Genomic DNA, 25,958 nt, shown 5'->3' on the forward strand with positions numbered 1-25,958 from the left:
TTCAAAGGATGGCGACAAAGGTGCCTTCGAAGCTCGCGCAGGTCTGGCCGTCCTCGTCCATTGTCACATGCAATTTGATGCGCGCCTTGCCGGTACGCTCGAACTTCTTCCGGAACGAAGCGATGGCCGAAGCGCCAGGGCGTTTGCAGGTCGCGACGATGTCACCCTTCACCGGATGGCGATAGTCCATCTCGCTCTTCCTCACCACGATGTGCGCCTCGCGATTGCCGAGCTCCAGCCATAGCGTGCTATAGCCTGCGAGTGTGGCAATCGCGACAAGGCTGCCGCCGAAGGCGGTGCCGAGGTGATTGTGATTCACCTCCAAGGGTGCGCTCAGCACCAGCTTCTCCTCATCGTAGGTATCCACGCGGACACCCATCGTCTTGGTGATGGGGATTTGCTGGTGAAGGAAAGCTTCGGTCTCCTTCAGGCGCGCTTCATCCTTCATTCACTCGTCCAGTTGTTGGATCCGCGCGAGGTGTCTGCCGCCTTCGAAGGCCGTGGCAAGGAAGACGTCCACGATTTCGAGAGCGGTCTCCAAGGGCATCATGCGCTCGCCGAGCGAAAGGACGTTCGCGTTGTTGTGCAAGCGGGTGAGCCGTGCGGACTCGGTATTCCAGCAGAGGCCGCAGCGCACCCCCTTGACGCGGTTGGCGGCGATCGCCTCGCCATTGCCCGAACCGCCTAGCACGATCCCGCGCTCGTATTCGCCGCGCGCCACCGCTTCCGCCACGGGGCGAATAAATTTCGGATAGTCCACCGAAGCCTCGGAGTCCGTGCCGAAGTCCGCGACCTCATGGCCGGCGTTCTTCAGGTGCGCGATGATCTCCTGCTTGTAGTGGTAGCCCGCGTGATCGGAACCGATGGCGATTTTCATGATCGGAAGGGAATCAATGTCCACCCCACCACTTCGAGAGGCAAGCGCTGGCGATGTCGGGGATCGCGAGGCCGGACTCCGAGTAGTGGGAGCTATCGTTGAAGAGCATCAGGCGCGCGCGGACCGGATCCTTGAAGTCCACGATGTTCAGCGCGGCCGGGTCTTGGTCGAGGTTGTCCCGGTAGCGGCGGGGGTCGAAGCCTAACAGAGAGCTGAGAAGCAGGCGGATCGTCGCCTTGTGGGAGACCACGATCACCGGCTTGCCTTGGTGGCGCTTCACGATGTCCAGCAGGGCAGGCAGGGCCCGTGCGGTAACCTCGAGTCCGCTTTCGCCACCCTCAGGCGCGAAGGTGTAGGGATCCTGGTCCCATGCAGCCGCTTCGGCGGGATATTTGTCTTCCACTTCCTGGCGGGTGAGTTGCTCCCAGTGGCCGTGGGAAATTTCGCGGAGGCCTTCGCGGGCCTGAACCCCGATGTTGTGCGGGCTCGCCAGGATGCGGGCGGTTTCCATCGTGCGTCCGAGGGGCGAAGCGTAAACGGCATCCACGGGAATGAGGCTCAGTCGTTCAGCCAAGCGGCTTACTTGGCCGCGGCCTTCGTCGGAAAGCTCCACATCGGTAGCACCGGCGAAGCGGTCTTCCGCGGTCAGGACCGTCGCCCCGTGGCGGATCAGGAAAATGCGCGTGATGGACATGCCCGGGAAGGAAGGCATTTCCTTCCCGGGATGGCAATCCGCGAGGGCCTCATACATGAGGCGCCCAAGCCTCCAGCTGGCTGCCCAGCCACTGGATCTCCTCGGGAAAGACCGTGTGGTCATAGCCCCGGAAAATCTGCTTGGTGAGGTCGGTGCCGGAGGCCGCAAGGATCTCCGCGCTTTCCTCCACGAAAGGCAGGGGAATGTGGGCGTCATTCTCGGCGCAGGCGATGAGGACTGGCGTTCCTTGCAGGTCGGCCTTGGCGCGCGGAGTCTTGAGCGGGCCGATCAAGGCGCTGCTCATCCCTGCGATGAAGCCATAGCGGCGAGGATTGCGGAGGGCATACTCGAGCGCGAGGCAGCCGCCCTGCGAAAAGCCGGCGATGCCAATTCTCTCGTGCGGAATGCCTGCGGCGTGGATATCGGACACCAGCTTGTCAATGAGCTCCAGCCCGCTGCTCAGCCACGGTTCATTCTCTTGGAGCGGCACGAAGAAGCGCTGCGGATACCAAGTGTGTCCCTGGGCTTCCGGCGCCAACACCGCGAGGCCCTGAGAGGGAAGATAGCTCGCCAATCCGGCGATGTCTTCCGCATCGGCCCCACGGCCGTGGATCAGGATCAGGGCGGCCTGTGCCTTGTTGAGCGGGGTGCCGCGTTTCAGAGTCCGGCTTGGATCGTGAAGAGTCATGGTCGTATCAGGCGAAAGTTTTGGCGGCTTGCAACTGAGGCAGGATCGCCTCAATGCGCGGGCGCAGTTCGGTGAATTGTTTCGGCAGCTTCAGGCCGGTGCCAAGTGCTTCCGGGGCCTCATCCACGGCGAAACCGGGTGTCTCGGTGGCGATCTCAAAGAGGATGCCGCCGCGCTCGCGATAGTAGATGGAGTGGAAGTAGTCGCGGTCCATTACCGGGGACACATGGTAGCCTGATTTCTCAAGTTCACTCTGCTTGGCGAGTTCCGTTTCGTCATCCGGCACGCTCCAGGCGATGTGGTGGATGGTGCCGGAGCCGCCGGTACCGCGGGCGACCTTGCTGTCTTCGATCACGTCCGCGTAATGGCCAGAACCACCGGGACCTGCTTCGAAGCGGGCGCGGTTGCCCTCACGCTTGACGAGGCGGAAGCCCATCTCGATCGAAAGCAGCCCTTCGGTCGGCGAGGCGAAGCCGACGGTGAGTTCCGCCGTATGCAGGCCACGCAGGGCATGCTCTTCCGGGATACCCGGAGCAGTCCATCCGCTACGGGCATCATCGCCCACCTCGACGATCTCGACGGGGATGTCATCGGGATCTGCCAAGGACAACACTTCCTCGCCGAAGCGGCTCTTGCGCTCCACTGCGACTCCATTCCGCTGCAGGCGCTCGGTCCAATAGTCGAGCGATCCTGCGGGTGCCGAGAATACCAGCGCGGTGGTCTGGCCGCTGCCGCGGCGTCCGCGGGCTTCGTGGCCCGGCCAGTAGAAGAAGGTGACAATGCTGCCCGGCGAGCCCTTCTCATCCCCATAGTAAAGGTGGTAGGCGGAGGGATCGTCGAAGTTCACGGTCTTCTTCACCATGCGCAGACCCAGCAACCCCGCGTAGAAGTCGATATTCCGCTGCGGATCGCTGGCGATGGCGGTGACGTGGTGGATGCCGGTGATTTCTCGTTTCATGATTGGCTGAGACTATCGCTCGGAACGGTTTTGGGGAAATGCCTGCTTTAGTGACTGAGCATGCCGAACGCGTATGCCTCCGCGGACGTCATGGCCCCTTGCATGATCCCGGAATGCCGCTACATCCTCCGGTGTTATCTCCACACTCACCATGAAAGTGCTCTATACAACTGAAGCCACCTCCACCGGTGGACGCGAAGGCAGCTCCAAGACCGCGGATGGCGTGCTCGCCGTGACCCTCTCCACGCCGAAGGAACTCGGTGGCGCCGGTGGTCCGGGCACCAATCCCGAGCAGCTCTTCGCCGCAGGCTACTCCGCCTGCTTCCTCGGTGCGCTCAAGTTCGTCGCTGGCAAGGCGAAGATTCATATTCCTGCCGAGGCCACCGTGACTGCCAAGGTTGGCATCGGGCCGCGCGATGATGAGAAGGGTTTCGGCATCGAAGCCGAGTTGATCATCAATGTTCCCGGCTTGGACCGCGATCAAGTGAAGGACCTTGTCGATCAAGCGCACATCGTTTGCCCGTACTCCGATGCGACGCGCGGCAACATCCCGGTGACGCTGACCGTCGCCTGATTTGCTCGTTTTGAGAAGCGCCCGGTAGCCACCGCTGCCGGGCGTTTTCCGTTTGTGGAAGCTCGATTTCGCCGTCACTGACGATGGAAAGCTCTGAAGAAATCCGCCTGTTATGCCTGTTAAAACAGGGAAAATAACAGGTGGGAGGGAAGCCGAATATCTCCCATCGGACTCCCAACATTGGACGTTGGAGCGAGGGGGGCCGGGCAGAGCGGAACGGTTTGTAGAAATCATGCTGAAGGAAAGCTTCGAGCATGCGGGATACGGCTTTCTACTGCCAACCGGGGTAAAAAATGAACCGCCGTCCCGGAATGCGGAACGGCGGTCCATGCAATCGCGCTGTTTACAGGAGCGCAGGTCTCTTCCGCCGCAGGTAGCGGCTCAGGAAGGTCGATAGAAGGATGTGAATCATTGAAGCGGGAGGTCAGGGTAGTGGGGCTCAGGCTTTGCCGCCGAAGCTCACGTAGTCATCAAGGTCGAGGAAATCCGCCAGGCCGCGGATATCCTCGCGGGTGGTGGTCAGCTTGCCGATGGCCTCGGCATACCAGCCGAAGGTTTCCGCATCGCTATCGATGCCGCGCGTTTCGTGGAAGGTGCTCCATTGGGCGATCTCCCATTGTTCGCGGGGCTTCTTCGCGTTGGCTTCGATCCACTCCAGGATCTCGCCATCGCCCTTGCCGGTGGAGACCTCGTTCTTCAGCTCCTCGGCATCGATGCCGACGAAGTTGAGGAAATACTGATCGAGCGGACAGTTGTAGTGATACTCGCCGTTTTTGCCGGCGATGGTCGCGCGACACTTGTCCAGCATGCGCGGGAGGATCAGGTAGCGGCCCAGACGGGTGCGGACACTGCGGGGCGGACGTTGGGTGAGGTCGATGGTGCTCATGTTGTTTGTGATAAAAGCGGGGGATGATCACCAGCCGCCACCGAGTGCCTTGTAGAGGCCGACGGCATTGGTCAGGCGCGCGAGGCGGAGATCGATGAGGATCTGGCGCGCCGCATAGAGGTCCTGATGGGCGTCCAGCACTTCGAAGTAGCTGTCCACGCCTTGCTTGTAGCGGGTATCGGCGAGGTCGAAGCGACGCTGCTGTGCTTCCACCAGGCCCTCGTAAGCCTTGATGCGCTCGTTCAGGCCGGAACGGGCCGCGAGGCCATCGGACACTTCGCGGAAGGCGTTCTGGATCGACTTCTCGTATTGGGCGATGCCGATCTGCTTGCGCACCTCCGCCACTTCCAGGTTCGCCTTGTTATAGCCGCCATCGAAGATCGGCACGCTGACCTGCGGTGCGAATGCCCAGGCACTGCTGCCGCTCTGGAAGAGATCGCCGAGGCTGCGGCTGGCTGTGCCCGCACTGCCGGTGAGGGTGATGCGCGGGAAGAAAGCTGCACGTGCCGCGCCGATGTTCGCATTTGCGGCGCGCAGGTTGTGTTCCGCTTCGAGGATATCGGGACGGCGGGTGAGCAGATCGGACGGCACGCCTGCCTTGATGTCCGCTACCAATCCCTGCTCCAGACTGCGACCGCCCGGGAGGCTGACCGGCAGGGAACTGCCGGTCAGGAAGACCAGCGCGTTCTGTGTCCGGGAAAGCAGCTGGCGATAAGTTGCGAGGTTCGCCTTCGCCGTCTGCACTTGGATCTCCACGGATCGCGAATCGAGCTCCGAGACATCACCGGCATCGAGGCGTCTCTTGGTGAGGTCATAGGTCTGGCTCACCGCATGCAAGGTGCTTTCGGAGAGCTCGATCTGCTCCAGCAGCGCGCGCTCCGTGAAGTATTGGCTGGCGATTTCCGCCACCAGCGAGATCTGCACGCCCACGCGGGCCGCATCGCTCGCGAAGAATCCCTGCAGCGCGGCGTGGTTCAGACTGCGCACGCGCCCGAAGAGGTCGAGCTCGTAGGACACGATGCCTACCGAGACATCGTAGTTCCGGGACTCGACCGCCGTCCCCCCGGTGACGGTCGAGCCCGGTGTCCGCTGTCGTGAGCCGGTAGCAGACAAATCGATTTGAGGGAACAACGCGCTACGGGAGATGCCGTACTGGGCACGTGACTGTTCCACATTCAGGGCAGCCACCCGCAGGTCGCGGTTGTTCTCGAGGGCAGTGCTTACGAGCTTCTTCAGGCGTGGATCGGTGAAGAAGGACTTCCAGTCCAGCGTGGCGGAGGCCGAGCCGCTGCCATTTCCGGAAAAGCTCACCGGGACGACTTCGACGCCGGGCTTCTCCAGCGAAGGCTCAAGGTTGCAGGAGGTAAAGAGGGCTGCGGAAAGCAGCAAAAGACGTGACGTTTTCATGGGGACTTTGAAATGGGGCCGGCGCCTTGCCGGCCCGTGGTTTGGTTTATCAGTGAGCTTCGATGACGGCGGGCGCTTCGACCGCTCCCGGCTTCGGCTTCTTCGAGCCGATCCGCTCCAGGATCACGTAGAAGATCGGCGTCAGGAAGAGGCCGAAGACCGTGACCCCGATCATCCCGGCGAAGACCGCAACACCCATGGCTTGGCGCATTTCGGCACCGGCACCGGTGGCTGCCACCAGAGGATAGACACCTGCGATGAAGGCGATGGAAGTCATCAGGATCGGGCGCAGGCGGAGGCGGGCCGCTTCGACGGCGGACTCCACGATGCCCTTGCCTTCTTCCCGCAGCTTCACCGCGAACTCCACGATCAGGATCGCGTTTTTCGCTGCCAGGCCGATCAGCACGATCAGGCCGATCTGGGTGAAGATGTTGTTGTCACCATCGGTTGCCCACACACCGGCCATGGCGGAGAGCAGGGCCATCGGCACGATCAGGAGCACCGCGAAGGGGAGGCGGAAGCTTTCGTACTGCGCGGCTAGTACCAGGAAGACCAGCAGGATACTGATCGGGAAGACGAGCATCCCGGTGTTACCCGCCAGGATCTTCTGGTAGGTCAGGTCCGTCCAGTCGAGTGCCATGCCCTTGGGCAGGGTTTCCTTCGCCACCTTTTCCATCAGCGCCTCGGCTTGGCCGGAGCTGTAGCCGAGAGCCGGGCCACCGTTGATTTCCGCGGCCGGATAGCCGTTGTAGCGCATCGCGCGTTCCGGGCCGTAGGTCTCCTTCACGGTCAGCACGGAGCCCAGCGGGACCATCTGGCCATTGCCGTTGCGGGTCTTCAGCTTGGCGATGTCTTCCGCATTGCTGCGGAATTCCGCGTCCGCTTGTGCGACCACCTGGTAGGTGCGGCCGAAGCGGTTGAAGTCGTTCACGTAGAGCGAACCCAGGTTTACCTGCATCGCCTCGAAGATGTTGTTCAAAGGGATGCCCTGTTGCTTTGCCTTCGCGCGATCCACGTCGGCTTCCAGTTGCGGCACGTTCACCGTGAATCCCGAGAAGGCCCCTGCGAGTCCTGGCGTGGAGTTCGCCTTGCCGACCAGAGCTTGGGTCGCGTTGTAGAGCTCGTCGTAGCCCATGCCCGCGCGGTCTTCCACATAGAGCTTGAAGCCGCCCGTGGTGCCGAGGCCGTTCACCGGCGGCGGCGGGAAGACGGCCACGAAGGCGCCTTGGATCGAGCTGAATTCCTTCTGAAGCTGGTCCGCGATCTCCTTGCCGGAGAGGCCGGGGCCCTTGCGCTCCTCGAAAGGCTTCAGGTTCACGAAGGCAATGCCGGCGTTCGGGCTATTGGTGAAGCCGTTGATCGAGAGGCCGGGGAAGGCGATGGAATCGGACACGCCCGGATGCTTCAGCATGATGTCACCCATCTTGCGGATCACTTCATCGGTGCGTTCCAGCGAAGCTCCTTCCGGAAGCTGGGCGAAGGCTACCAGGTATTGCTTGTCCTGCGCAGGCACGAACCCCGAAGGCACCTTCTTGAAGATGTCATAGGTGACGAAGAGCAGGCCGACATAAACCAGCAGCGCGATCGCTCCACGGCGAACCAAGCGGCTCACGCCATTTGAATACTTGTTCGAAGACCATTCGAAGAAGCGGTTGAAGGGGCGGAAGAACCAGCCCAGCGACTTGTCCATGATCCGCGAGAGGCGGTCTTTCGGCGCATGGTGATCCTTCAAGAGCAGGGCGCTCAGGGCGGGCGAGAGGGTCAGCGAATTAAAGGCGGAGATGATCGTCGAGATCGCAATCGTGATCGCGAACTGCTTGTAGAACTGGCCGCTGAGACCCGTGATGAAAGCGGTCGGGATGAACACCGCGGACAGTACCAGCGCCGTCGCCACGATAGGGCCTGTCACTTCCCGCATCGCGCGTTTCGTCGCCTCGAAGGGTGAGAAACCGAGCGCGATATTCCGCTCCACGTTCTCCACCACCACGATGGCGTCGTCCACCACGATGCCGATCGCCAGCACCAGGCCGAAGAGCGAGAGCGCATTGATCGAGAAGCCAAGCATGTGCATGACCGCGAAGGTGCCCACCAGTGAGACCGGCACCGCGGCCAAGGGAATGATCGAGGCCCGCCATGTCTGGAGGAACAGGATCACGACCAGCACCACCAGCACGATGGCCTCCAGGAGCGTGTGCACCACCGCCTTGATCGAGTGCCGGACGAACACGGTCGGGTCGTAGGCGATCTGGTATTCCAAGCCTTCCGGGAAATCCGCGGAGAGCTTCTTCATCGTCTCGCGCACCGAGTTCGACAGCGCGATCGAGTTCGAGCCGGGCAACTGGAAGATCGGGATAGCCACCGCGGTCTTGTTGCTCAGCAGCGAGCGCAGCGCATACTCCGAAGCGCCGAGTTCAATGCGGGCGACATCGCGCAAGAGCACACGCTCCCCGCGATCGCCAATCTTCAGCACGATCTCGCCGAACTCCTCCTCCGTCACCAGACGGCCCTTGGTATTGATCAGCAGCTCCGTGTCGGAGCTTCCGGGATTCGGTTGCTGGCCGATCGCGCCGGCAGCCACCTGCACGTTCTGCTCGCGGATCGCATTGACCACATCCCCTGCGGTCATGCCACGCGCGGCCACCTTGTTCGGATCCAGCCACACGCGCATCGCGTAGTCACCGGAACCGAAGAGCTGCACTTGGCCGACACCGGGCAAACGGGTCAGCACGTCGCGGACCTGCAGTGTCGCGTAGTTGCGGACGAAGATATCGTCATAGCGGCCATCAGGTGAGAGCAAGTGCACCACCATCGTGAGGTCCGGCGAGCTCTTTACCGTGGTCACTCCGATGCGGCGGACTTCCTCGGGGAGCTTTGGCAGGGCCTGCGCCACGCGGTTCTGCACCTGCACCTGCGCCATGTCCGGATCGGTGCCGAGCTTGAAGGTGACGGTCAGGGTCATCACGCCATCGCTCGTCGCCTGGGAGAACATGTAGATGGAGTTCTCGACGCCGTTGATGGCTTGCTCGAGCGGTGTGGACACCGTCTCGGCGATGGTTTTCGGGTTTGCACCCGGATAGCTCGCGCGGACCACCACGGTGGGCGGGATCACCTCGGGGTATTCGCTGACGGGCAGCTTCCAGAGGGCGATCGCACCGACCAGGAAGATCACGATCGATAGCACGCCCGCGAAGATGGGACGTTTGATGAAGAAGTCGGAAAAGTTCATCGGAGTCAGGAGGACTGGGAATTCAAAAGAGGGCTCACCTCTGCGAACGGGCACGACGGGCCCGGTCCGCCCCGGGACCGCGAGGACACTTGCCTCGCAGCTCCTTCCGGGGCGGCTTGTTGTACGATTTTGTTAGGGCCTGCGGCTCAGTTCACGGCCACGGCCGGATCCACGATCATGCCGGCGGTCACGCGCTGGAGGCCGTTGACGATCACGCGGTCGCCATTCTGGATTCCCTCGCGGATCACCCGCTTGCCATTCAGCACGGGGCCGAGCTTCACGGTGCGGTAGGCCACGGTGTTGTCCGCGGCGACGGTCAGCACGAACTTCTGGCTCTGGTTCGTGCCGATCGCGCGTTCGCTCACCATCAAGGCGGGCGCGGGCGAGCTAACGGGCAGCCTCACGCGGGCGAAGAGGCCGGGAACCAGCGACTCATCGGCATTCGGGAAGACCATGCGGTAAACCAATGTGCCGGTGGCGGCGTCGACGCGGTTGTCGGCGGACTCGATATAGCCTTGGTGCGGGAAGCCCTTCTCATCGCCGACCTGCATTTCCACGATCACCTTTCCGTCTTGCGACGCGATGTTTCCTTCGCGGCGCAGGCGGTCAAAGGTCAGCGAGGTCGTCTCATCCACGTCGGCATACACATACACGTCGCCGGTTGAGACGATGGTGGTCAGCAAGCTCGCGCCGCCCGGATTGCCGGAGACGAGATTGCCTGCGGTCACCAGTTCGCGGCTCACCTTGCCGCGGATCGGGGCGCGTACCACGGTGTATTCGAGGTCGAGCTTGGCGGTGGCCAGTGCTGCTTCCGCGGATTGCAGTTCGGTGCGGGCTTCGGCGAGGCGGGAGTTCCGCGTTTCCGATTCCTCGACGGAGACGGCGCGTGCAGAGACCAGGCCGGCGGTGCGCTTGGCTTCGCTTTCGGCGATGCCGACGCGGACCTTTGCCCGCTCGACCGCGGCCTCTGCCAGATCGGCCTGCGCCTTGTACCAGCGCGGGTCGATGCGGAAGAGGATCTGGCCTTTTTCGACGATCTGTCCGGCCTTCATCAGCACTTCATCGATGTGCCCGGAAACCCTCGGCCGGATCTCGACCGTCTCGCGGGCGTCTACCCGACCGAGGAGTTCACGATGATCGGTGACCGTCTGCTGCTCCACCGGAGCCACGGTGACTTGGGGCAGGGGAGCGGAGACTTCTGCGGCCGGCTTGCTTTCAGCGGCGAAAGCCTGCGGCACGTAGTGGAAACCCACGGCCAAGGCACCGATGCCGAAAAGCATCATGATCAGCCGGGTGTGGAAGCGGGAAGCCGGGATATCCTGATCCTCGGGCAAGCGTTCTTCCGTTTCTTCTTCTGGAGTGTTCATGGAGGTAGTTGACTGAATAGTAAAGATTTAGGCCCGAAAAAATACGCAGTATTCATCGGAGGCCTCCGGAGATGGTGAACGTCTCTCCTGTGATCCATGACGAATCGGAGGAGGCGAGGAAGACAGCGGCTCCTGAAATATCTTCGGGTTGTCCAAGTCGGCCGAGCGGAGTCTGGGATTCGATGTGGGCTCTCATCTCACCTTCGGCGAAGCCAGCGCTTTGGACGCCTTCGGTGATGGTCATGCCGGGGTTGATGGCATTCACGCGGATCTTGCGGGCTCCGAGCTCGGCGGCCAGCGAGCGGGTCAGTGCGTCGACTGCACCTTTGGTCGCGCTGTAAACGGAGGCGCCGGGGAATCCCTTGTTGGCCACCACGGAGCTGATGTTGATCACGCTGCCGCCTTCAGCAGGAAAGAGTGCCGCCGCCTCCTTCGTCGCGAGGAGGAGGCCGAGGACGTTCAGGTTGAAGTGCCAGTTGAAGTGCTCGGGGGTGATTTCCTCGATCGGCGCGAAGCCATAGACGCCGGCGTTGTTCACCAGGACATCGAGGCGTCCGAATTCCTTCTTGGTCTCGCTGAAAAGGCGGGCCACGTCGTCCGGCTTGGAGAGGTCCGCGTGAACGGCGATCGCCTTGCCACCGGCGCCCTTCACTTCGGCGACCACGCGGTCCGCGCCTTCACGGCTGGAAGCGTAGTTCACGACCACTGCGGCACCTTCCGCGGCGAGATCCTTTGCGATGGCCGCGCCGATGCCCTTCGAGGCTCCGGTAACGACAGCGACTTTTCCTTCGAGTTTCTTCTTTGCACTCATGGATTCAAACGGGCGTTTATAGTTGACTGACTAGTAAAGAAAGTGGCCAAAAAAAGGGAGGAGCCGTCACGGAGCCTTGGCGGCAGCGGCTGCTCCGAGGAAATCCATGACGATTTCCGGGAGGATCCGCAGGGGCTCGAGGCTGTTCTGGATGCGGGCTTCGGTGAGGCTACCCTCGTAGAGGGTGTAAACCGCCTTTGCCTTGATCAGGGCATCACCGGGACCTACCGAGCCTTCTGCTTGGGCGTCGCGGATTGCGGATTCGAGGTAGCGGACGAGGCGACAGAGCGTCTCCTGGACTTTCGCCCGGATCGGCTCGTTTTGTGTGCAAACCTCGGAACCCAGTGAAAAGCAAGGGCATCCGAGAATCTGGCCGTCTTTCTCGAGCATCTCCTTCTGGCAATCGTAGGACGACTGCATCATCAGGCGGATCCGCTCCAGTGGGGGATTCGAGGCCGAGAACATGGCGTCGAACTTCGGCTTCATCTCGGATTGCCAGTCCTCTTCGAGGGCGGCGACCGCGAGATCAGCCTTGGATTCGAAGAAGTAGTAGAAGCTACCCTTCTTGACCCCGGCTTTTTCGCAAATGGCGTCAATCGTCACGACCCCGTAGCTGTGTTCCCAGATCAAATCCTGGGCAGCTTCGAGGAGTCGTTGCTTGGCGTCGCTTTTGCGTCCCACGCCGGAAGAGATAGTTGACCATTTGGTAAACAACAAGAGGAAATTTTCGAAATCTGTCCCTCGGGGACTCTAACGACGGATCCGGGACTGAAAGATTGAGATGAGCCAAGCAGCCGTTTTGAATCCGCGGCACGATGCCTGTAGCCCTCGAACCTTTGCCCCAGCACCGAGCCTTGGTGGACTGGATCCGGACCCGCGAGCCCGAGGTTTGGGCGTGGTATTCCGATGCCGAGCGTCTCACGCAGGACGCCGAGGAGGTCAGGCTCTCGCTGCTGCGCGATTCCTACCGGATGGACGCGGAAGGGCATCCGGAGCTCTTCGCGGAGATCGGTGCGGCGCAGGCGGCGCTGGGTCTGGAGGGGATCAAGGTCCACGCCTATCAGGCTCAGGGCCAGATCGGCCCGAATGCGGCCATTTGCTATCTGCCGGGTGAGGCTCACCTCATTTTCTCCGGCCCCATTCTCACGCTGCTTTCGCCGATCGAGCTCCGGGCGGTGATCGGCCATGAGCTTGCGCACTACCTTCTCTGGCAGATGGAGGAGGGTGCCTATTATTTGGCGGACCGGATCCTGCATCAGTCCGCGGCTCATCCCGAGGCGAAGTCCAGCCATGGCCAGAGCGCGCGCTTGTGGAGCCTGGCGACGGAGCTCTTCGCGGATCGTGGAAGCTATCAGGCCGCAGGGTGCCTCGACACTGCGGTTGCGAGCCTGGTGAAGACCTGTACCGGTCTCGCCCAGGTCAGCGGCAAGAGCTACTTGGGACAAGCAGCGGAGATCTTTTCGAAGTCAAAGCCGAAGACCGAGCAGCTGACTCATCCGGAAACCTACATGCGGGCCTTTGCGCTGAAACTGTGGGTGGAGGACGAAGCCGATCTGGAGACCGCCGTCGCCCGCATGCTTGAGGAAAGCGATGGCCTGGATGATCTGGATCTGATGCAGCAGGCGAAGCTCGCCATGCTCACCCGGCGTTTTCTTGGAGATCATCTTCGCCCGGCATGGTTCCGGAGCGAGGCGGCGCTGGCTCACGCGAAGCTCTTCTTTCCCGACTTCTCGCTTGGTGAAGAAACGGACGAGGCGCTGCCCGCCGATTTGTTAGAGCTCTCGAAGGCGCGTCGGGAGTATCTCTGCCAGGTGATGCTCGATTTCTGTGCGGTCGATCCGGAGTTGGACGAGCTGCCGCTCGCCGCGGCCGTCGAGCGCGCGAGAGCAATGGAATGCCTGGGCCACTTCGAGAAGATCGCAGCGAAGGAACTGAAGGTGAAAGCCAAGGATCTGAAACGCCTCAAGGAAACCGCCTCTGAAATTCTCACCGCAGCCTCCGCAGCCAAGTCATGACCGATAGCCCTTTTCTCCGCTTTCTTGAGCATGGTGCCGGTCAGGGCGGCTTTGAAGTCGATGATGTCCTTGCCGCGGTCTTGCCGCTGATGCGGGAAGTCGCTGCGATCCATGAAGCAGGAAGGGTTGCCCCTTTGCGCGGCCTGTCTTCACTGGTCGTCCATGAAGAACGCGCCCTCGGGCTTTCATCCCCCGACGGAATCGAGCCATCCTCGAATGCCGCGAAGGTCTATCAGCTCCTCGCGCCGGTTGGTCACGGGATTCAGGTGATCGGCGGGACGCGCCGTGAGTCGGAGGACATGTGGGTCACAAAGGTGTCCAACCTTGATGTCGGCTCGGGGGACGAGGAGATCACAAAGCCGCTTTACCTTCCCGGATACGTCACGTGGGAGCACGCCATCGGTCACCATGACGAGCTGACTGATATTCACTCGCTGGGCTTGCTGCTGGCCAGCCTTGCCTGCGGGCTCGATTTCTCGGATCGCGACGAGTTGGAGAAGTTCGCGAATCATCGCAAGAACCTGTTCGCTCTCGCTCCACGCCTTCATCCGGTGGTTTCGGCGCTGATCGTCTCGATGACCGAGCTGCATCGCGGCAAGCGGGCTCAAGATCTGAGCTCGTTGATCCGGCAACTGGAGAACTACCGGGGCCAGCCGGTGGATACCGATGTATTCGCCCTGCCCGGCCTCGAGTCCGCGACGAAGAGCGGCCGCCGGAAGATCATCCAGACCCATCTCCGCGATCGTCTCTTCGAGGTTTCGCGCCGGAATCGCCTGCTTTATTTCAAGAGCTCCCAGACCACGCTCAATCTCACCCATGCGAGCGTGCCGCTGGTGCTCGATTATCGCAATATCCAGCCGGACCAACTGCTCTTCTGGCATGAAGGCGTGGCTGCGGAGCTGGGCTCCGGGAAAGCGCTCCCCTTGCAGAAATGGCTGCGTCTTGAGGAAGCGCCTTACTTGCCCGGACAGCTCGACAAGCTGATCAGCGAGGCGCGCCGCAGTCGTGCGGAATATGGCTTCTCGCAGCTTCGTCTCGTAATTGCCTTCCTGCGTTGGAACAATCTCAAGGAGAGCCCGAACGAGCGCATCCACTCGCCTCTCCTGCTCCTCCCCGTGGAGTTGGTGAAGAAGAAGGGCGTAAAGGATCATTACACGCTCGAGCCGCAGGGCACGGAAGCGGAGGTAAACCCGGCGCTGCGCCATTATCTGAAGCAGCTCTACGACCTCGATCTACCCGTGATGGTGGATCTGCGCGAGACGAGCTTGGCTGCCTTCCATGAGAAGGTGAAGGCGCTCATCCATGCCACCGAACCGGGTGTCACTCTGGAGCTTTCGGACAAGCCGAAGATCCAGTTGATCCACGAGCGAGCGAAGCAAAGTCTCGATCAATACCGTCGCCGCATGGCGCGACAGGCCCGTCGCGTGAATCGAAGCGGCAGCTTGGACTATAGTTACGATCGCTCGGATTTCCGGCCGCTTGGATTGCAGATGTTCCAGCGTCTGGTGCTGCCCGCGCCCTTGCCGCTGCGGGAGATGGCAGGTGCTCCGCCACGGCCCCGCACGCCCTTCATGGTGCCTCCGGCGGAGGCCACGGTGACGGACCGCCAGATGTACGCGCTGGTGGAGGAGGCGGAAGGGAATCCCTATTCGTGGGAGTTCGATCTCTGTGCGGTGACGCTCGCGAACTTCAATTATCGCAAGATGACCCTGGTGCGCGACTACGCGAACCTCATCGAACACGACACGCCGAACGCCGCTTTCGACCGGGTTTTCTCGATCGAGCCCAAGGCCATCGAACCGGAATCCGCACCATCTCTTCCACCCTCGGATCAGCATCTCATCATCGCGGCGGATGCCACCCAGATCGGAGCGATCGCCAAGGCGCGCCGTGGAGACAGCCTGATCATCCAAGGGCCGCCGGGAACCGGTAAATCCCAAACGATCACGAATCTCATCGCGGACTATGTGGCGCGTGGACGGCGAGTCCTTTTCGTGTGCGAGAAGCGCGCTGCGATCGATGTCGTTTTCCACCGCCTGCGCCAGCAGGGCTTGGATGAGCTCTGCTGCCTGATCCACGATTCGCAGACGGACAAGAAGGAGTTCATCCTGAATCTCAAGCAGACCTACGAGCAATGGCTCGCGGCTGGAGATGAAAATGGCCAAGGCGAAGCCATGCGTGCGGCGGCTCTGCGCGCGATGGATGCCGAGCTCGCGGCGCTGGAGAAATATCTCGCACAGATTCACTCGGTGCCTGCGGGATCGAATGCCACGGCGAACGAGTTGCTGCAGCGCTTGATCGAGATCCGCGGGATCCATGATGGACAGGCCTGTCCGCCTCTGGATGCCGTCGCGGAAGAGCGGCTGCCCGATTTTAAGCAGTGGCAGGAGCACGGCGAGAGCGTGATCCGCCTCGGAGAGGTGCTGCGTGATCTCGGGGCGTCCTCGGTGTTTGCCCTTCATCCGATGCGTTGGCTCGGCGAGCCGGTCATTACCCGTGATCATCCTCTGGAAGGCCTCGCAGGCAGCTTCGACGAGGTGGAACGGAAGCTCGATGATCTCGATGATGCGCTCCAGCAGACCGGCCTGCCGGCGGAGCACTGGGATACGCTGGCCGAGATCGGGCAACTGCTAGGGTTCGCCAACCGGTTGCTGCCACTGGCAGAGCGGGGATTGCTTGGCTTGTTAGATAGCAGCAGCGAACGCCACGCAGAGTTCGTGAAGCTCGTCGGGGATTACCAGGCGAAGCGCCAGCATCTTGAAGCAAAGCGGACCAAGACGGCGAATTGGACCGACAAGCTTCCGCCGGAGGACACGGCCAATGCGCTGGCTCTCGCGCCGAAGCTTCAGGGCGTCTTCAAGTTTCTCAATCCTGCGTGGTGGAGATTGCGAAAGGTTCTCAATGCCCGGTACGATTTCTCAAAGCACGCCGTCGCTCCGGCTTGGGAGCAGATTCTCTCCGATCTTTCTGCCGAGCACGCCGCCGCGTCCGGCCTTGCGGAGCTTGAGGGGCGATGCACCCGGGAATTTGCGAGCGCTGACCCGGCAGCCCTTCATGCCGATCTAAAGCTTCTCGCTGATCCCTCCGCGCCACCCGCTGTCATCGCTCTGAAGAGCCAGCTGCTCTCTTCGGATCAAGGCCCGGCCTTGGTCAAGATGCTTGCCTCCCTCAATTCCAGCTTCCAAGTGCTGGAGCGGGACTTGAAGGAACTCATCGACCATGCGGAAGGAAGCAGCCTCTCCGTCCTTGCGGCCGCGGTGCGTGAGATGCGGGAGGAAATGGATAGTCTCCCCGAATTGCTTCCGGCCCTTCGCGATCTGGCTGCTGCTCCGGAATCCCTGCGCCGTTCCGTGCGGGAGTTTCCCTTCACCTCGGAAGAGTTTGAGGCCGCCTGTGCGCGCAAGACCCTCGAGGCACTCTATCGCGAGGACCGCATGCTTCAGCGCTTCGATTGCCACGTGCTTCAGCAGAAGCTCGATCGTCTGGCAGCCGCACATCGCCAATGGCTGGAGCACAATGCCGCTTGGATCCGCGGCCAAGTGAGACGCCGCTTTGTCGAGCACGTCCAGCTTGCGAACCAATCGGCTACGGTGCTTTCGGCGGACCAGAAGCTCTTCAAGAAATCCTACAGCGCCGGTCGCCGCGAGCTGGAGCACGAGTTCGGCAAGACGATGCGCTACAAGTCGATCCGCGATCTCGCCGCCGGCGAAAGCGGGGAGGTGGTCCGCGACCTCAAGCCGATCTGGCTGATGAGCCCGCTCTCCGTTTCGGACGCGCTGCCGATGGAGCCTGATTTGTTCGATGTCGTCATCTTCGACGAAGCGAGCCAGATCCCGGTGGAAGATGCGGTGCCCGCCGCCTACCGCGCGCCGCAGGTCATTGTCGTGGGTGACGAAATGCAGCTTCCACCGACGAGCTTCTTCAGCAGTGGCAGCGATGCCGAGGACGAGATCACCGTCGAAGAGGAAGGTGAGTCCGTCAGCGTGCTCATGGATGCCGATAGCTTCCTCACGCAATGCGCGCGGAATCTGCCCAGCACCTTGCTCGCGTGGCACTACCGCAGCCGCTATGAGTCGCTCATCAGCTTCAGCAATGCGGCTTTCTATGGGGGCGAGCTCTACACCATCCCTGACCGCCAGATGGCGCTTGATGACAAGGCGGAACTGCTCGTGGAGAGCCCCATGGAAGCTGCCGAACTCGTTCCCGCGATCCTCGGGCGCCCGATCAGCTACATCCGCTGCTCGAAGGCTCCGTATATCGATCGCCGCAATCCCGCCGAAGCCGCCGTGGTCGCCCAGCTTGTCCGCGAGCTCCTCGTGTCAGGAAACAAGCTTAGCATCGGTGTCGCCGCCTTCAGCGAAGCCCAGCAGGGAGAAATCGAATCCTCCTTGGAATCCCTGGCCAAGGAGGACAGTGCTTTCGGCACGCTTCTTGAAGCCGAGTATGTCCGTGAAGAAGACGACCAATTCTGCGGGCTCTTCGTGAAGAACCTCGAGAACGTTCAAGGCGACGAACGCGATATCATCCTCATGTCCGTTTGCTACGCGCCCGATACCGATGGGAAGATGCGGATGAACTTTGGTCCCATCAACCAGCGCGGCGGCGAGAAGCGTCTCAATGTGATCTTCAGCCGCGCCCGCCACCACATGGTGCTGGTGAGCAGCATCGGCCATCAGCAGATCACCAACGACTACAACGACGGCGCCCGAGCACTGCGGAACTTCCTCCACTACGCCGAGAGCCTTTCCCGTGGCGAGCCCGCCGCTGCCCGCCAGGTGCTGGATGGCCTCAATCCCCTCAAGCGCAAGTCCCTCGCCTCCGCAGCCACCGGCAGCGCCATCGCCGGACAAATCGCCGGCGCCCTCAAGCGGCGCGGCTGGTCTGCCGATACCGATGTCGGCCAGAGCCGCTTCCGCTGCGATGTCGCCGTCCGCGAACCGGGCGCGGATCGCCATCAACTCGCCATCCTCATCGAAGGAACACGCACGACGAATGTCCTCGAGCACTTCCACACTCGTCCGGGCATCCTCCGCGCCTTCGGCTGGCAGGTCGTCTTGGTGGTCGCGAAGGATTGGTGGCACGAGCCCGAAGCCGTGCTCACCCGCATCGAACGTCTGCTCCGCCGCGAGATTGCGGAGGAGGAAGAAACCATTATCGAAGAAGAACCTCAGCCTTCACCCGTAGCGCCTCCCGCATTGGAGCCGCCCGTGACTCCCGGGCCTCCATCTCTTCCCGCCCCAAGCACCCTAGGCCGCCGCTTCGAGTTTACCGAGGGCAACTCCCGGAAATTCTGGGCCGTCGCGCAAGAGGGCGCCTCGCTCGTGGTCCGCTTCGGCCGTATCGGCACTACCGGACAGGTTCAAACGAAGACCTTCGCCGATGAACCGCGAGCCCAGCGTGAAATGAACAAGCTCATCACCGAGAAGACAGGAAAGGGCTACGTCGAAGTGAGCTAGGCCCGCCCCGCTCCATCACTGCACGATTTCCTGCGGCGCATCCGGCAGCGCATCGATGAAGAGCCTGCCGTAGCGCTTCGTCAGGATCCGGTTGTCGAGAATGCACACCAGACCGTGATCCTTCGCCGTGCGGATCAGGCGGCCCACCCCTTGGCGCAGCTTCAGGATCGCCTCCGGCACCGAGTATTCCATGAAGGGATTTCCGCCTTCCGCCTCCAGCGCTTCGAGGCGCGATTGGGTGAGCGGATGATCCGGCACCGCGAAAGGCAGCCGGGTCACGATCACATTCGAGAGCGTCTCACCCGGCACGTCGACCCCGGTCCAGAAGCTATCCGTGCCGAAGAGGATGCTGTCCACATCCCGGCGGAATTCCTCCACCATCCGGTGCCGCGGCATGCCGTCGCCCTGCACCAGCAGGCGCCAGCCCTTCTTCTCGAAATGGCTACGCAGCTTGTCCGCCGCATCACGCATCGTGCGATAGCTCGTGAAGAGCACGAAGGCCTTCCCCTCGCTGAATTCCACTGCCGTGCGGATCGCTTCCACCAGAGCCTTCCCATACTGGGGACTCGTCGGCTCCGGCATATTCTTCCAGATGCAGATCTTCATCTGCTTTTGGAAATCGAAGGGGCTGCCAATGCACAGCGCCGGCACATCGTCCGCGCCCACCCGGCCGCGGAACCAGCCGAGCTCCGGATCGCCCACGCCCAGCGTCGCGCTGGTCATCACGCAGGACTTTCCGGGCGCGAAAAGGAGCGGCTTCAGCTTGTCCGCCACCCGGATCGGTGCGGCGTGCAGGGAAAACAGGCTCTCATCGCGGCCCGAGCGCTCGATCCAGTGGACATGGTCGTCACCGCTCTGGTCGAGGAAGCAGCCGATCGCCCCATGAGTCTCGCGCAGCTTGCGAGAAGCATCTTGGAGCTCGGCGCGCGTCGTCTCGCTTTCCACATCCGCCGCCAGTGCATCGATCTCCTGCCAGAGACGGCGCAGCGGTTCAGCCGCGGAATTCGGCACCAGTTCCGGCTCGCGGACCCGCCATTCCTTCGAGTATTCGCCGAAATGCGCGGCGTGGCCCAGATTGCCGAAAAAATCATCGGCTGATTTCAGCGCCTCCTCCACCGCGTTCATCACCGAGGCCTTCCGGAAAGAGCGGAGGATGCCCTTCTTGGTCCTCGGATTGTAGAGCCGCTGGAGGTCGAAGCGCATGCCCGCCTGGCTCACACGGAGGCCCAGTTGGATCGCCGCCACCTGCTCCAGCGTGTGCGCCTCGTCGAGGACCGCGAAATCGTTCGGAAACAGGAAACCCGAGGGCTTCTCCTCCTCGAAAGTATCGCCGGTATTCAGCAGCGCGAAGAAGAGCGTGTGGTTGACCACGATCAGGTTCGCATCCGCCGCTGCCTTCCGGGCTTCTTGGAAGAAGCAATTTCCCCGCGGACCGCAGTAGCGGGCGGTGCAGACATGAGGCTCCGAGCAGACCTGCAGCCACACCTTCATCGAGGGGCTGAAATCGAGATCGCTCAAGGTCCCGTCCTTCGTGCCCTCCGCCCAGCGGCGGATCTGCTCCAGCTCGTCGTTCTCCGTCGAAGTGAAAAGGTCGCCGGATTGCTCGAAGGCCCGCTTCAAGCGCGCCGGGCAGAGGTAATTTTGCCGCCCCTTCAGAAGCACCGCCGGCAGCTCCTCGCCGAGCAGCTTGCGGACGATCGGAATGTCCTTCCGTACCAGCTGCTCCTGCAGATTGATCGTGTGGGTGGAGATGATCGCTTTTCGCCCCGTTTGCAGGGAGTACTTGGAGGCGGGTAGCAGGTAGGCCAAGGACTTGCCAACCCCGGTGCCTGCCTCCGCGACGAGGCAGCGTTTCTCCACCAGTGCCTCCGCGACCGCGACCGCGAGCTGTTGTTGCTCAGGCCGGAACTCGAAGTCCCGGGAGCGAGCGAGGCTGCCGCCGTTCGAGAAAGCCAGACCGATTTCCTCCACGAACGCGTCGGGCAGCGGCTGTCCCTCGAGGGCGGAAATCATGCGGACGGCATTTGCACCGGGGAGCGGCCCCCCTGCCAAGCACCAAACCGGCGATCTTTACAAACCGCCAATGCATCGCATGCTCCCGCCCAGTCCTGCCATGCCGCGCATCCTCGTTCCCATGCTGCTTGCCCTCGGCGGCGCGCTCCTAGCCCTGAAGGTGGGCCCTGCCGAGCAACAGCAAGTCTGGGATCAATTGAGCAATTTCCCGGACGTTCAGGCAGAGGCCCACTCGCTCCGGCCCGTGATTGCGGTGGCGCTTTGCTTTCTCCCCGCGCTGGGCGGGCTCTTCTACGCCATGGGCGGCACGCTGGCCCGCTATGTGAGCCGGCAGTTCCTGATGATTTTCCTGATCTGCGTGGCGGGGCTTTTCGTCATCTGGATGATTTCCGATCTCGGGGACAATCTGGACGATCTGAAAAACAGTCCCAGCCCTTCGCAGTTCGCGGTGCAGCTCTATGGGGCGCGGCTGCCGGAGATCGCAGTAATGTTGCTGCCCTACTCGCTGCTGCTTTCGATTCTCTACTGTCTGGGCAAGCTTTCGCGCTCGCGCGAGATCGTCGCGATGATCCAGACCGGTCGCGGCCTCGCCCGGCTCACGGCTCCCTTCCTGGTGGCCGGAGCCCTCGCCGGGCTGCTCTGCGCGGGCCTGAATTACCAGTGGGCACCCGCCGCGGTGGCGAAGGAGAATTCGATCCTGCGGAAGGCCCGGGGCCAAGATGGCGTGGCAGAGCCGAATATCCGCTATCGGAATATCCCCGCACGGCGCCTCTGGATGGTGGGCGCTTTCCCGCCTGATTACCAGAAGGGCGCCCCGCTTTCCGATGTCACGGTGATCCAGGAGCGTCCGGATGGCTCCTTGGAGAGCATCCTCACCGCCAAGCGCGCGTCCTGGTCTCCGATGCTCCGCGATTGGAAATTCTACGAGGTCCGGAAACAGGTCATCAAATCCGAGGGATCCCGGCCGGTATTCGAGCAAGGCATTCCGGATCCGCTGGTGATCACCGGCTGGAACGAGGTGCCGACCCAGATCATCCGTCCCGGTCTACCCGCCGTGCAACTGGGTATCCCGGATTTGAATGACTGGCTGGAGTCGAATCCTGATGGTGCCTGGGCGAACCGCGGCGGTCACTTGACCCAGTGGCACTATCGCTGGGCCCAGCCCTTCAATTGCCTGATTGTGGTGCTGCTGGCGACGCCGCTCGGCGTGGTATTCTCGCGCCGGGGGACCAGCGGCGGCGTGGCCATGGCGGTTTTCCTCTGCGCCGGGATGCTCTTCGTTTCCAATATCTTCCTTAGCTTGGGAGATTCCGGGCACCTCCGGCCCGGCTGGGCGGCCTGGCTGCCGAACCTCCTTTTCGGGAGCTTGGCCGTTTACCTCTTCCAGCGGCGCTTGGCGGGTCGTCCGATTTACCAGACACTCCGGAAGTTCATTCCCGCCGAGGCTTGAAGCCGACGCCCTTTCCGTTTCCGCTTTCCGCGTTCCGATTCCCCAATGGCCCTTCAAGAATCCTGGCATATCCGCTCCCGCGGTCGATCCTGCGCTGCCACCGAGCGCCCTTTCGAAGACGGCGAGAAGATCATGACCGCGCTGTTTCCGGACCCGGAATCCTCCGGCTACCTACGGAAAGATTATTGCTTGGATGCTTGGAAGGCGCGGACGGCGGAGGACGAGAAGCCGCTTTCCTTCTGGAAGACGGTCTATCACGCGCCGGTCGTGGGTGAGAAACCGGACGCCTTCAAGAAGGAGAGCCCGGAGGAGCTGCTCCGCCGTCTGGTGGAGGAGGAGGAAGATCATACCGAGAATGTCCGCTACATCCTGGCGGTCATGCTGGAGCGCCAAAAGGTTCTCCGGGAAACCGACACCCAGCGCACGCCATCCGGCATCCTGCGCGTCTACGAACACCGGAAGCAGGGCGACCTCTTCATCGTGCGTGACCCCGATATTCCGCTCAGCCAGGTGGAGAAGGTGCAGGAGGAAGTGGTGATGCTGCTCGAGACCGGTGGCCGGATTCCCGATCCGGAAGAAATCGCCGCGGCGGAAACTCCCGCGGAGGTCGAAGCATCCGCGCCTGCGGAAGCGGTGTCCGAGACTGAGGTTGAGGCTCAAGGAGCGGGTAATGAAGAGGAGCCAGCCCCGCCTGACGAAGAAATCTCCCGTGGTGAGCCGGATCAGGAAGACGCCGGGGACGAGCTCATCGTGGACGGGGAAAGCGTCGATGCAGAGCTCGCGGCTGCCGAGGAGATCCTTCCAGATGTGGAGTCCGATTACGTGGCTTCCAACGAGGAGGAGTGAGCGGTGCAAAACGCACTGCATATTGCACCTAACAGGGCTGCGGGACGCCCCCTTGGAGGGCGCATTTTCCCTTTTGGCATGGGGTGCGGCGGACTAACTGTTTGATGATTAGCACCCGTATTCGGGTGGCATGGCCTTTGCGAGAGAAGGGGCAAGAAGGGAGCGCCCCTCGCTCCTGAAATTTGCAAAGCCATGAAGACTCCGATTCTCTTCCGCGCCACCCGCTGGATGATTCTGGCGGCCGCCGTCGGCCTCGCCAGCGCCACTCCGGAATTCGGCCCGCAGGGCGATTCCGATACCGCCGATTTCATCGAAATGGATGTGAAGGCCGACAATCGCATGATCGGTTCAAAGGTGGAAGTCGCCGTTGAGAACGGCATCGCCACGCTTAACGGGACCGCTATTTCCCTAGAGCAGACGGAGCGTGCCGCGGCCCGCGCCATGGCCACCGCCGAGATCCGCGCGGTGGTGAATCGCCTCCGGATCATCGATCCGGTCGCCAAGGATGCCGTTCTTGCCGAACGGGTTCAGCAGCGGCTTTCCAAGAGCGAAGCGATCGATGCCTCGCGCATCCGGGTGATTGTGGATGGCCGGAAGGCCACCTTGGCCGGGCAGGTGGGAAGTTGGGACGAGCAGGAGCTGGCTCGCGAGATCGCCACGGAAATTCCCGGATTGAAGGAGATCAGCAATCGCTTGGAAGTGACCTTTGATACGGTCCGCACCGACTCCGCCATCAAGGCCCAGATCCTCCACATGGTTCACGACGATCCGCTGTGCCAAGGCATCACGATCGACGTGAAGGTGAAGGATGGCGTGGTTAGCCTCGGCGGCGAGGTGGGCAGCCCGGGAGAAAAAGACCAGCTGGTCCACCGCTCCCATGTCACCGGTGTCACGGAAGTCTGGGCGGACGACATCATGGTGAATCGCGATCTCGCGATGGAGGGCATGAATGGAAAGATCACGAAGCCGTCCGATACCCTGCGGGTCTTGGAGGATGCTTTCGCCGCGGATCCGCGCCTGAAGGGTGCCGATATCCAGGCTTCCGCCGCAGGTAACCAAGTCACGCTTACCGGTACCGCTCCGAATGATGAGGCGCGCGCTGCTGCTGAATCCACGGCCCGCGGGATCCCGGGCGTGATGATCGTTGCGAATGAGGTTCGCGTCGCGGGTGGTGTCAGCCAACCCACTGCTGCTATTTCGAAGGACCAACGTCTGGCCACGGTGGTCGAGTAAACCGATCGAGTTTCGACGCGGAATCAGGCGATCGCTGGGAGGCGGTCGCCTGTTTCGTTTATGCGGGGAAGTCTTGGAATTCCATTTCTTGAACCGCGCCCTGCTCGCCCCTTCCTTCGGCGAGGCGGGAGAAGGCTTCGACGTCCTCCTCCATGCGTTTCCCCAGTTCCTCCACGCTTCCCAAGACAAGGAGTGGTGTGGACCGCAGCCGGGCGAAGTGAGCTTCCGCAATCTCCGGTAGGGATCCGGAGGCCTCTAACCAATCATGGTCGTCCGGGACTACGGAGCCCGCGGCTGCCGACGAGGTAAAGAAACTGCGCCCGTCCTCTCCCCATGCACGGAAATGTACTCCGTGACTTTCGTGGAAGACATGCCCTGCGGAAACGCGGGTTACATTCAGCCCGGCGAAATGTCGCCAGTCCGGAGAAACATAAAATACCCACTCCGTACGCATCTCGCCCTGTGGAGAGTCGATCCGGGTTGCGAGGATCAGGGGCCATTCCCCGAGCCGGGTACTGGAGCTTTCACGTTTCCACCTCGCTAGGAGATCCGGATCCGCCTCGGCCAAAGGGAGCGTGACCCGTTCGCTGATGTGAAAGCCGAGGCGCGCGACCGGAGCTAAGGGCTTCAAATTCGAAAGGGTGGATCGAAGGGCTTTTCCCAAGTGCCATTTCTTCCCCGGCAAGGCCGGATTCAGCGACTTCCGGTTCAGGTAATAGGTGTAAACCTTGCGCATCCGTTTGCCCGGGATCGGAGCCATCGACTTGGCTGCAAACTCGGCCAGCGATTCCATCGGCACACCTTTGAGATACAGCCACCCGTCGCGGTAGAGGGTGCAGTTCAGTCCAAGTTTGAAGCCGCCACAGGCGACCGAGGCGATCATGAGCGCAAAGGAAATGGCCAAGGCGGGCAGGAGCCATGTGAACACGGCATCGATGTCCAGTCCGCGGCGTCCTACATGGTGGGGGACGGTTACCATCACGGCCAAGAAGGTGGCCCCCAATAGCAGGAGCCCGGACGTGAGGAGTCGTTTTGAAAGGGCTCTCCTGCGAGAGCGCTTGCGCAGCGTTTCCACCGGCACGAAGCCCCAGATCATCGTGTTGATGGTCTTTGCGAAGCGGGAGACGATGGCCATGGCGACAGCCGCCGAAACGATGCCGACCGTCCATCGGATCCCTTCATCCACGATCCCGGACGTTCCTTGGATCCAGCCGACGATGAGGAGGGCCGGAAGTAGGGATGCGGTCATGGCTTTGTGTCCGCCTGCCAAGACATTGAAGCGATAGAATGCCGGTGTCAGGAGGCTGCCCCTGCCTTCAAGGGTCACGGGTGGTAGCAGTGTTCCCGGACGTACCAGCAGGTAGTCACCGCTCACGCTCCAGCTATTGGAAGCTTCGGTCTTTTCAGCCGCCTCCTCGACCGGTGCCTGATAGGGATTGTGGGAATCTCCGGCCATC

At 62.0% G+C, this 25,958-nt stretch carries 19 protein-coding genes; 6 read left to right on the top strand and 13 right to left on the bottom strand.

Annotated features, from left to right (window positions below):
- Nucleotide 1 precedes the first annotated feature (1 nt).
- Genes HHL09_RS15435 through HHL09_RS15455 form a run of 5 tightly spaced genes read right to left on the bottom strand, consistent with a single transcriptional unit; the run spans nt 2 to nt 3,217 of the window.
- Nucleotides 2-448 carry a YiiD C-terminal domain-containing protein gene (locus HHL09_RS15435; RefSeq protein WP_169455520.1) on the bottom strand — a complete coding sequence of 149 codons (447 nt, stop codon included), beginning with the start codon at nt 446-448 and terminating at the stop codon, nt 2-4.
- Nucleotides 449-877, bottom strand: coding sequence for a ribose 5-phosphate isomerase B (gene rpiB, locus HHL09_RS15440; protein ID WP_169455521.1), 429 nt, complete (start codon nt 875-877; stop codon nt 449-451).
- A 13-nt stretch (nt 878-890) separates the two neighbouring features.
- On the bottom strand, nt 891-1,571 hold the full coding sequence (locus tag HHL09_RS15445) for a histidine phosphatase family protein (RefSeq protein ID WP_169455522.1): 681 nt from the start codon (nt 1,569-1,571) through the stop codon (nt 891-893).
- A gap of 49 nt (nt 1,572-1,620) precedes the next feature.
- Nucleotides 1,621-2,259 carry an alpha/beta hydrolase gene (locus tag HHL09_RS15450; RefSeq protein WP_169455523.1) on the bottom strand — a complete coding sequence of 213 codons (639 nt, stop codon included), beginning with the start codon at nt 2,257-2,259 and terminating at the stop codon, nt 1,621-1,623.
- A gap of 7 nt (nt 2,260-2,266) precedes the next feature.
- The gene (locus HHL09_RS15455) at nt 2,267-3,217 is read right to left on the bottom strand and encodes a ring-cleaving dioxygenase (RefSeq protein ID WP_169455524.1); all 951 of its coding nucleotides are present in this window, start codon (nt 3,215-3,217) and stop codon (nt 2,267-2,269) included.
- Nucleotides 3,218-3,368: 151 nt separating this feature from the next.
- Here HHL09_RS15455 and HHL09_RS15460 point away from each other — a divergent pair, with 151 nt between their 5' ends.
- A complete protein-coding gene (locus tag HHL09_RS15460; protein WP_169455525.1) occupies nt 3,369-3,791 on the top strand; it encodes an organic hydroperoxide resistance protein in 423 nt (140 codons plus the stop codon).
- Between the two features lie 439 nt (nt 3,792-4,230).
- Here HHL09_RS15460 and HHL09_RS15465 read toward each other — a convergent pair whose 3' ends face one another.
- From HHL09_RS15465 to HHL09_RS15490, 6 genes are all read right to left on the bottom strand, one after another.
- Complete coding sequence (locus HHL09_RS15465; protein ID WP_169455526.1) at nt 4,231-4,677, bottom strand: DUF5069 domain-containing protein; 447 nt, start codon at nt 4,675-4,677, stop codon at nt 4,231-4,233.
- Nucleotides 4,678-4,704: 27 nt separating this feature from the next.
- Nucleotides 4,705-6,084 carry an efflux transporter outer membrane subunit gene (locus HHL09_RS15470; RefSeq protein WP_169455527.1) on the bottom strand — a complete coding sequence of 460 codons (1,380 nt, stop codon included), beginning with the start codon at nt 6,082-6,084 and terminating at the stop codon, nt 4,705-4,707.
- 49 nt (nt 6,085-6,133) lie between these two features.
- Nucleotides 6,134-9,310 (bottom strand): efflux RND transporter permease subunit, encoded by a 3,177-nt coding sequence (locus tag HHL09_RS15475; RefSeq protein ID WP_169455528.1) that lies wholly within the window; start codon nt 9,308-9,310, stop codon nt 6,134-6,136.
- Nucleotides 9,311-9,456: 146 nt separating this feature from the next.
- A complete protein-coding gene (locus HHL09_RS15480; RefSeq protein WP_169455529.1) occupies nt 9,457-10,677 on the bottom strand; it encodes an efflux RND transporter periplasmic adaptor subunit in 1,221 nt (406 codons plus the stop codon).
- 52 nt (nt 10,678-10,729) lie between these two features.
- Nucleotides 10,730-11,488 carry an SDR family NAD(P)-dependent oxidoreductase gene (locus HHL09_RS15485; protein ID WP_169455530.1) on the bottom strand — a complete coding sequence of 253 codons (759 nt, stop codon included), beginning with the start codon at nt 11,486-11,488 and terminating at the stop codon, nt 10,730-10,732.
- A gap of 66 nt (nt 11,489-11,554) precedes the next feature.
- Nucleotides 11,555-12,169 carry a TetR/AcrR family transcriptional regulator gene (locus HHL09_RS15490; protein ID WP_169455531.1) on the bottom strand — a complete coding sequence of 205 codons (615 nt, stop codon included), beginning with the start codon at nt 12,167-12,169 and terminating at the stop codon, nt 11,555-11,557.
- Between the two features lie 134 nt (nt 12,170-12,303).
- On the opposite strand from HHL09_RS15490, the gene HHL09_RS15495 reads away from it, so the two are divergent.
- Both HHL09_RS15495 and HHL09_RS15500 read left to right on the top strand, forming a co-directional pair.
- Nucleotides 12,304-13,503: a M48 family metalloprotease gene (locus tag HHL09_RS15495; RefSeq protein WP_169455532.1), complete on the top strand. Its 1,200-nt coding sequence runs from the start codon at nt 12,304-12,306 to the stop codon at nt 13,501-13,503.
- Nucleotides 13,500-18,959: a DUF4011 domain-containing protein gene (locus HHL09_RS15500; protein WP_169455533.1), complete on the top strand. Its 5,460-nt coding sequence runs from the start codon at nt 13,500-13,502 to the stop codon at nt 18,957-18,959. The genes HHL09_RS15495 and HHL09_RS15500 overlap by 4 nt, the downstream gene beginning before the upstream one ends.
- A 15-nt stretch (nt 18,960-18,974) precedes the next feature.
- Here the strand turns inward: HHL09_RS15500 and HHL09_RS15505 are convergent, their stop codons facing one another.
- Nucleotides 18,975-20,972 (bottom strand): ATP-dependent DNA helicase, encoded by a 1,998-nt coding sequence (locus HHL09_RS15505; RefSeq protein ID WP_169455534.1) that lies wholly within the window; start codon nt 20,970-20,972, stop codon nt 18,975-18,977.
- 79 nt (nt 20,973-21,051) lie between these two features.
- Between HHL09_RS15505 and HHL09_RS15510 the strand changes: the two genes are divergently transcribed.
- The 3 genes from HHL09_RS15510 to HHL09_RS15520 all read left to right on the top strand — a co-directional run bounded on the left by HHL09_RS15510 (nt 21,052) and on the right by HHL09_RS15520 (nt 24,501).
- Entirely contained in the window at nt 21,052-22,422 is a 1,371-nt protein-coding gene (locus HHL09_RS15510; protein ID WP_169455535.1) for an LptF/LptG family permease, read from the top strand.
- Between the two features lie 45 nt (nt 22,423-22,467).
- The gene (locus tag HHL09_RS15515; protein ID WP_169455536.1) at nt 22,468-23,268 is read left to right on the top strand and encodes a hypothetical protein; all 801 of its coding nucleotides are present in this window, start codon (nt 22,468-22,470) and stop codon (nt 23,266-23,268) included.
- A 192-nt stretch (nt 23,269-23,460) separates the two neighbouring features.
- Nucleotides 23,461-24,501 carry a BON domain-containing protein gene (locus tag HHL09_RS15520; protein ID WP_169455537.1) on the top strand — a complete coding sequence of 347 codons (1,041 nt, stop codon included), beginning with the start codon at nt 23,461-23,463 and terminating at the stop codon, nt 24,499-24,501.
- A 58-nt stretch (nt 24,502-24,559) separates the two neighbouring features.
- Here the strand turns inward: HHL09_RS15520 and HHL09_RS15525 are convergent, their stop codons facing one another.
- On the bottom strand, nt 24,560-25,957 hold the full coding sequence (locus tag HHL09_RS15525) for a hypothetical protein (protein ID WP_169455538.1): 1,398 nt from the start codon (nt 25,955-25,957) through the stop codon (nt 24,560-24,562).
- Between the last annotated feature and the right edge of the window lies 1 nt (nt 25,958).

This window comes from Luteolibacter luteus (assembly GCF_012913485.1).
In the GTDB taxonomy this organism is placed as follows: Bacteria; Verrucomicrobiota; Verrucomicrobiia; order Verrucomicrobiales; family Akkermansiaceae; genus Haloferula; species Haloferula lutea.

What these genes read in the sequence shown, in the direction of transcription:
- HHL09_RS15435 (WP_169455520.1), bottom strand. Translation starts at nt 448, where the DNA reads ATGAAGGATGAAGCGCGCCTGAAGGAGACCGAAGCTTTCCTTCACCAG.
- rpiB (WP_169455521.1), bottom strand. Translation starts at nt 877, where the DNA reads ATGAAAATCGCCATCGGTTCCGATCACGCGGGCTACCACTACAAGCAG.
- HHL09_RS15445 (WP_169455522.1), bottom strand. Translation starts at nt 1,571, where the DNA reads ATGTCCATCACGCGCATTTTCCTGATCCGCCACGGGGCGACGGTCCTG.
- HHL09_RS15450 (WP_169455523.1), bottom strand. Translation starts at nt 2,259, where the DNA reads ATGACTCTTCACGATCCAAGCCGGACTCTGAAACGCGGCACCCCGCTC.
- HHL09_RS15455 (WP_169455524.1), bottom strand. Translation starts at nt 3,217, where the DNA reads ATGAAACGAGAAATCACCGGCATCCACCACGTCACCGCCATCGCCAGC.
- HHL09_RS15460 (WP_169455525.1), top strand. Translation starts at nt 3,369, where the DNA reads ATGAAAGTGCTCTATACAACTGAAGCCACCTCCACCGGTGGACGCGAA.
- HHL09_RS15465 (WP_169455526.1), bottom strand. Translation starts at nt 4,677, where the DNA reads ATGAGCACCATCGACCTCACCCAACGTCCGCCCCGCAGTGTCCGCACC.
- HHL09_RS15470 (WP_169455527.1), bottom strand. Translation starts at nt 6,084, where the DNA reads ATGAAAACGTCACGTCTTTTGCTGCTTTCCGCAGCCCTCTTTACCTCC.
- HHL09_RS15475 (WP_169455528.1), bottom strand. Translation starts at nt 9,310, where the DNA reads ATGAACTTTTCCGACTTCTTCATCAAACGTCCCATCTTCGCGGGCGTG.
- HHL09_RS15480 (WP_169455529.1), bottom strand. Translation starts at nt 10,677, where the DNA reads ATGAACACTCCAGAAGAAGAAACGGAAGAACGCTTGCCCGAGGATCAG.
- HHL09_RS15485 (WP_169455530.1), bottom strand. Translation starts at nt 11,488, where the DNA reads ATGAGTGCAAAGAAGAAACTCGAAGGAAAAGTCGCTGTCGTTACCGGA.
- HHL09_RS15495 (WP_169455532.1), top strand. Translation starts at nt 12,304, where the DNA reads ATGCCTGTAGCCCTCGAACCTTTGCCCCAGCACCGAGCCTTGGTGGAC.
- HHL09_RS15500 (WP_169455533.1), top strand. Translation starts at nt 13,500, where the DNA reads ATGACCGATAGCCCTTTTCTCCGCTTTCTTGAGCATGGTGCCGGTCAG.
- HHL09_RS15505 (WP_169455534.1), bottom strand. Translation starts at nt 20,972, where the DNA reads ATGATTTCCGCCCTCGAGGGACAGCCGCTGCCCGACGCGTTCGTGGAG.
- HHL09_RS15510 (WP_169455535.1), top strand. Translation starts at nt 21,052, where the DNA reads ATGCTCCCGCCCAGTCCTGCCATGCCGCGCATCCTCGTTCCCATGCTG.
- HHL09_RS15515 (WP_169455536.1), top strand. Translation starts at nt 22,468, where the DNA reads ATGGCCCTTCAAGAATCCTGGCATATCCGCTCCCGCGGTCGATCCTGC.
- HHL09_RS15520 (WP_169455537.1), top strand. Translation starts at nt 23,461, where the DNA reads ATGAAGACTCCGATTCTCTTCCGCGCCACCCGCTGGATGATTCTGGCG.
- HHL09_RS15525 (WP_169455538.1), bottom strand. Translation starts at nt 25,957, where the DNA reads ATGGCCGGAGATTCCCACAATCCCTATCAGGCACCGGTCGAGGAGGCG.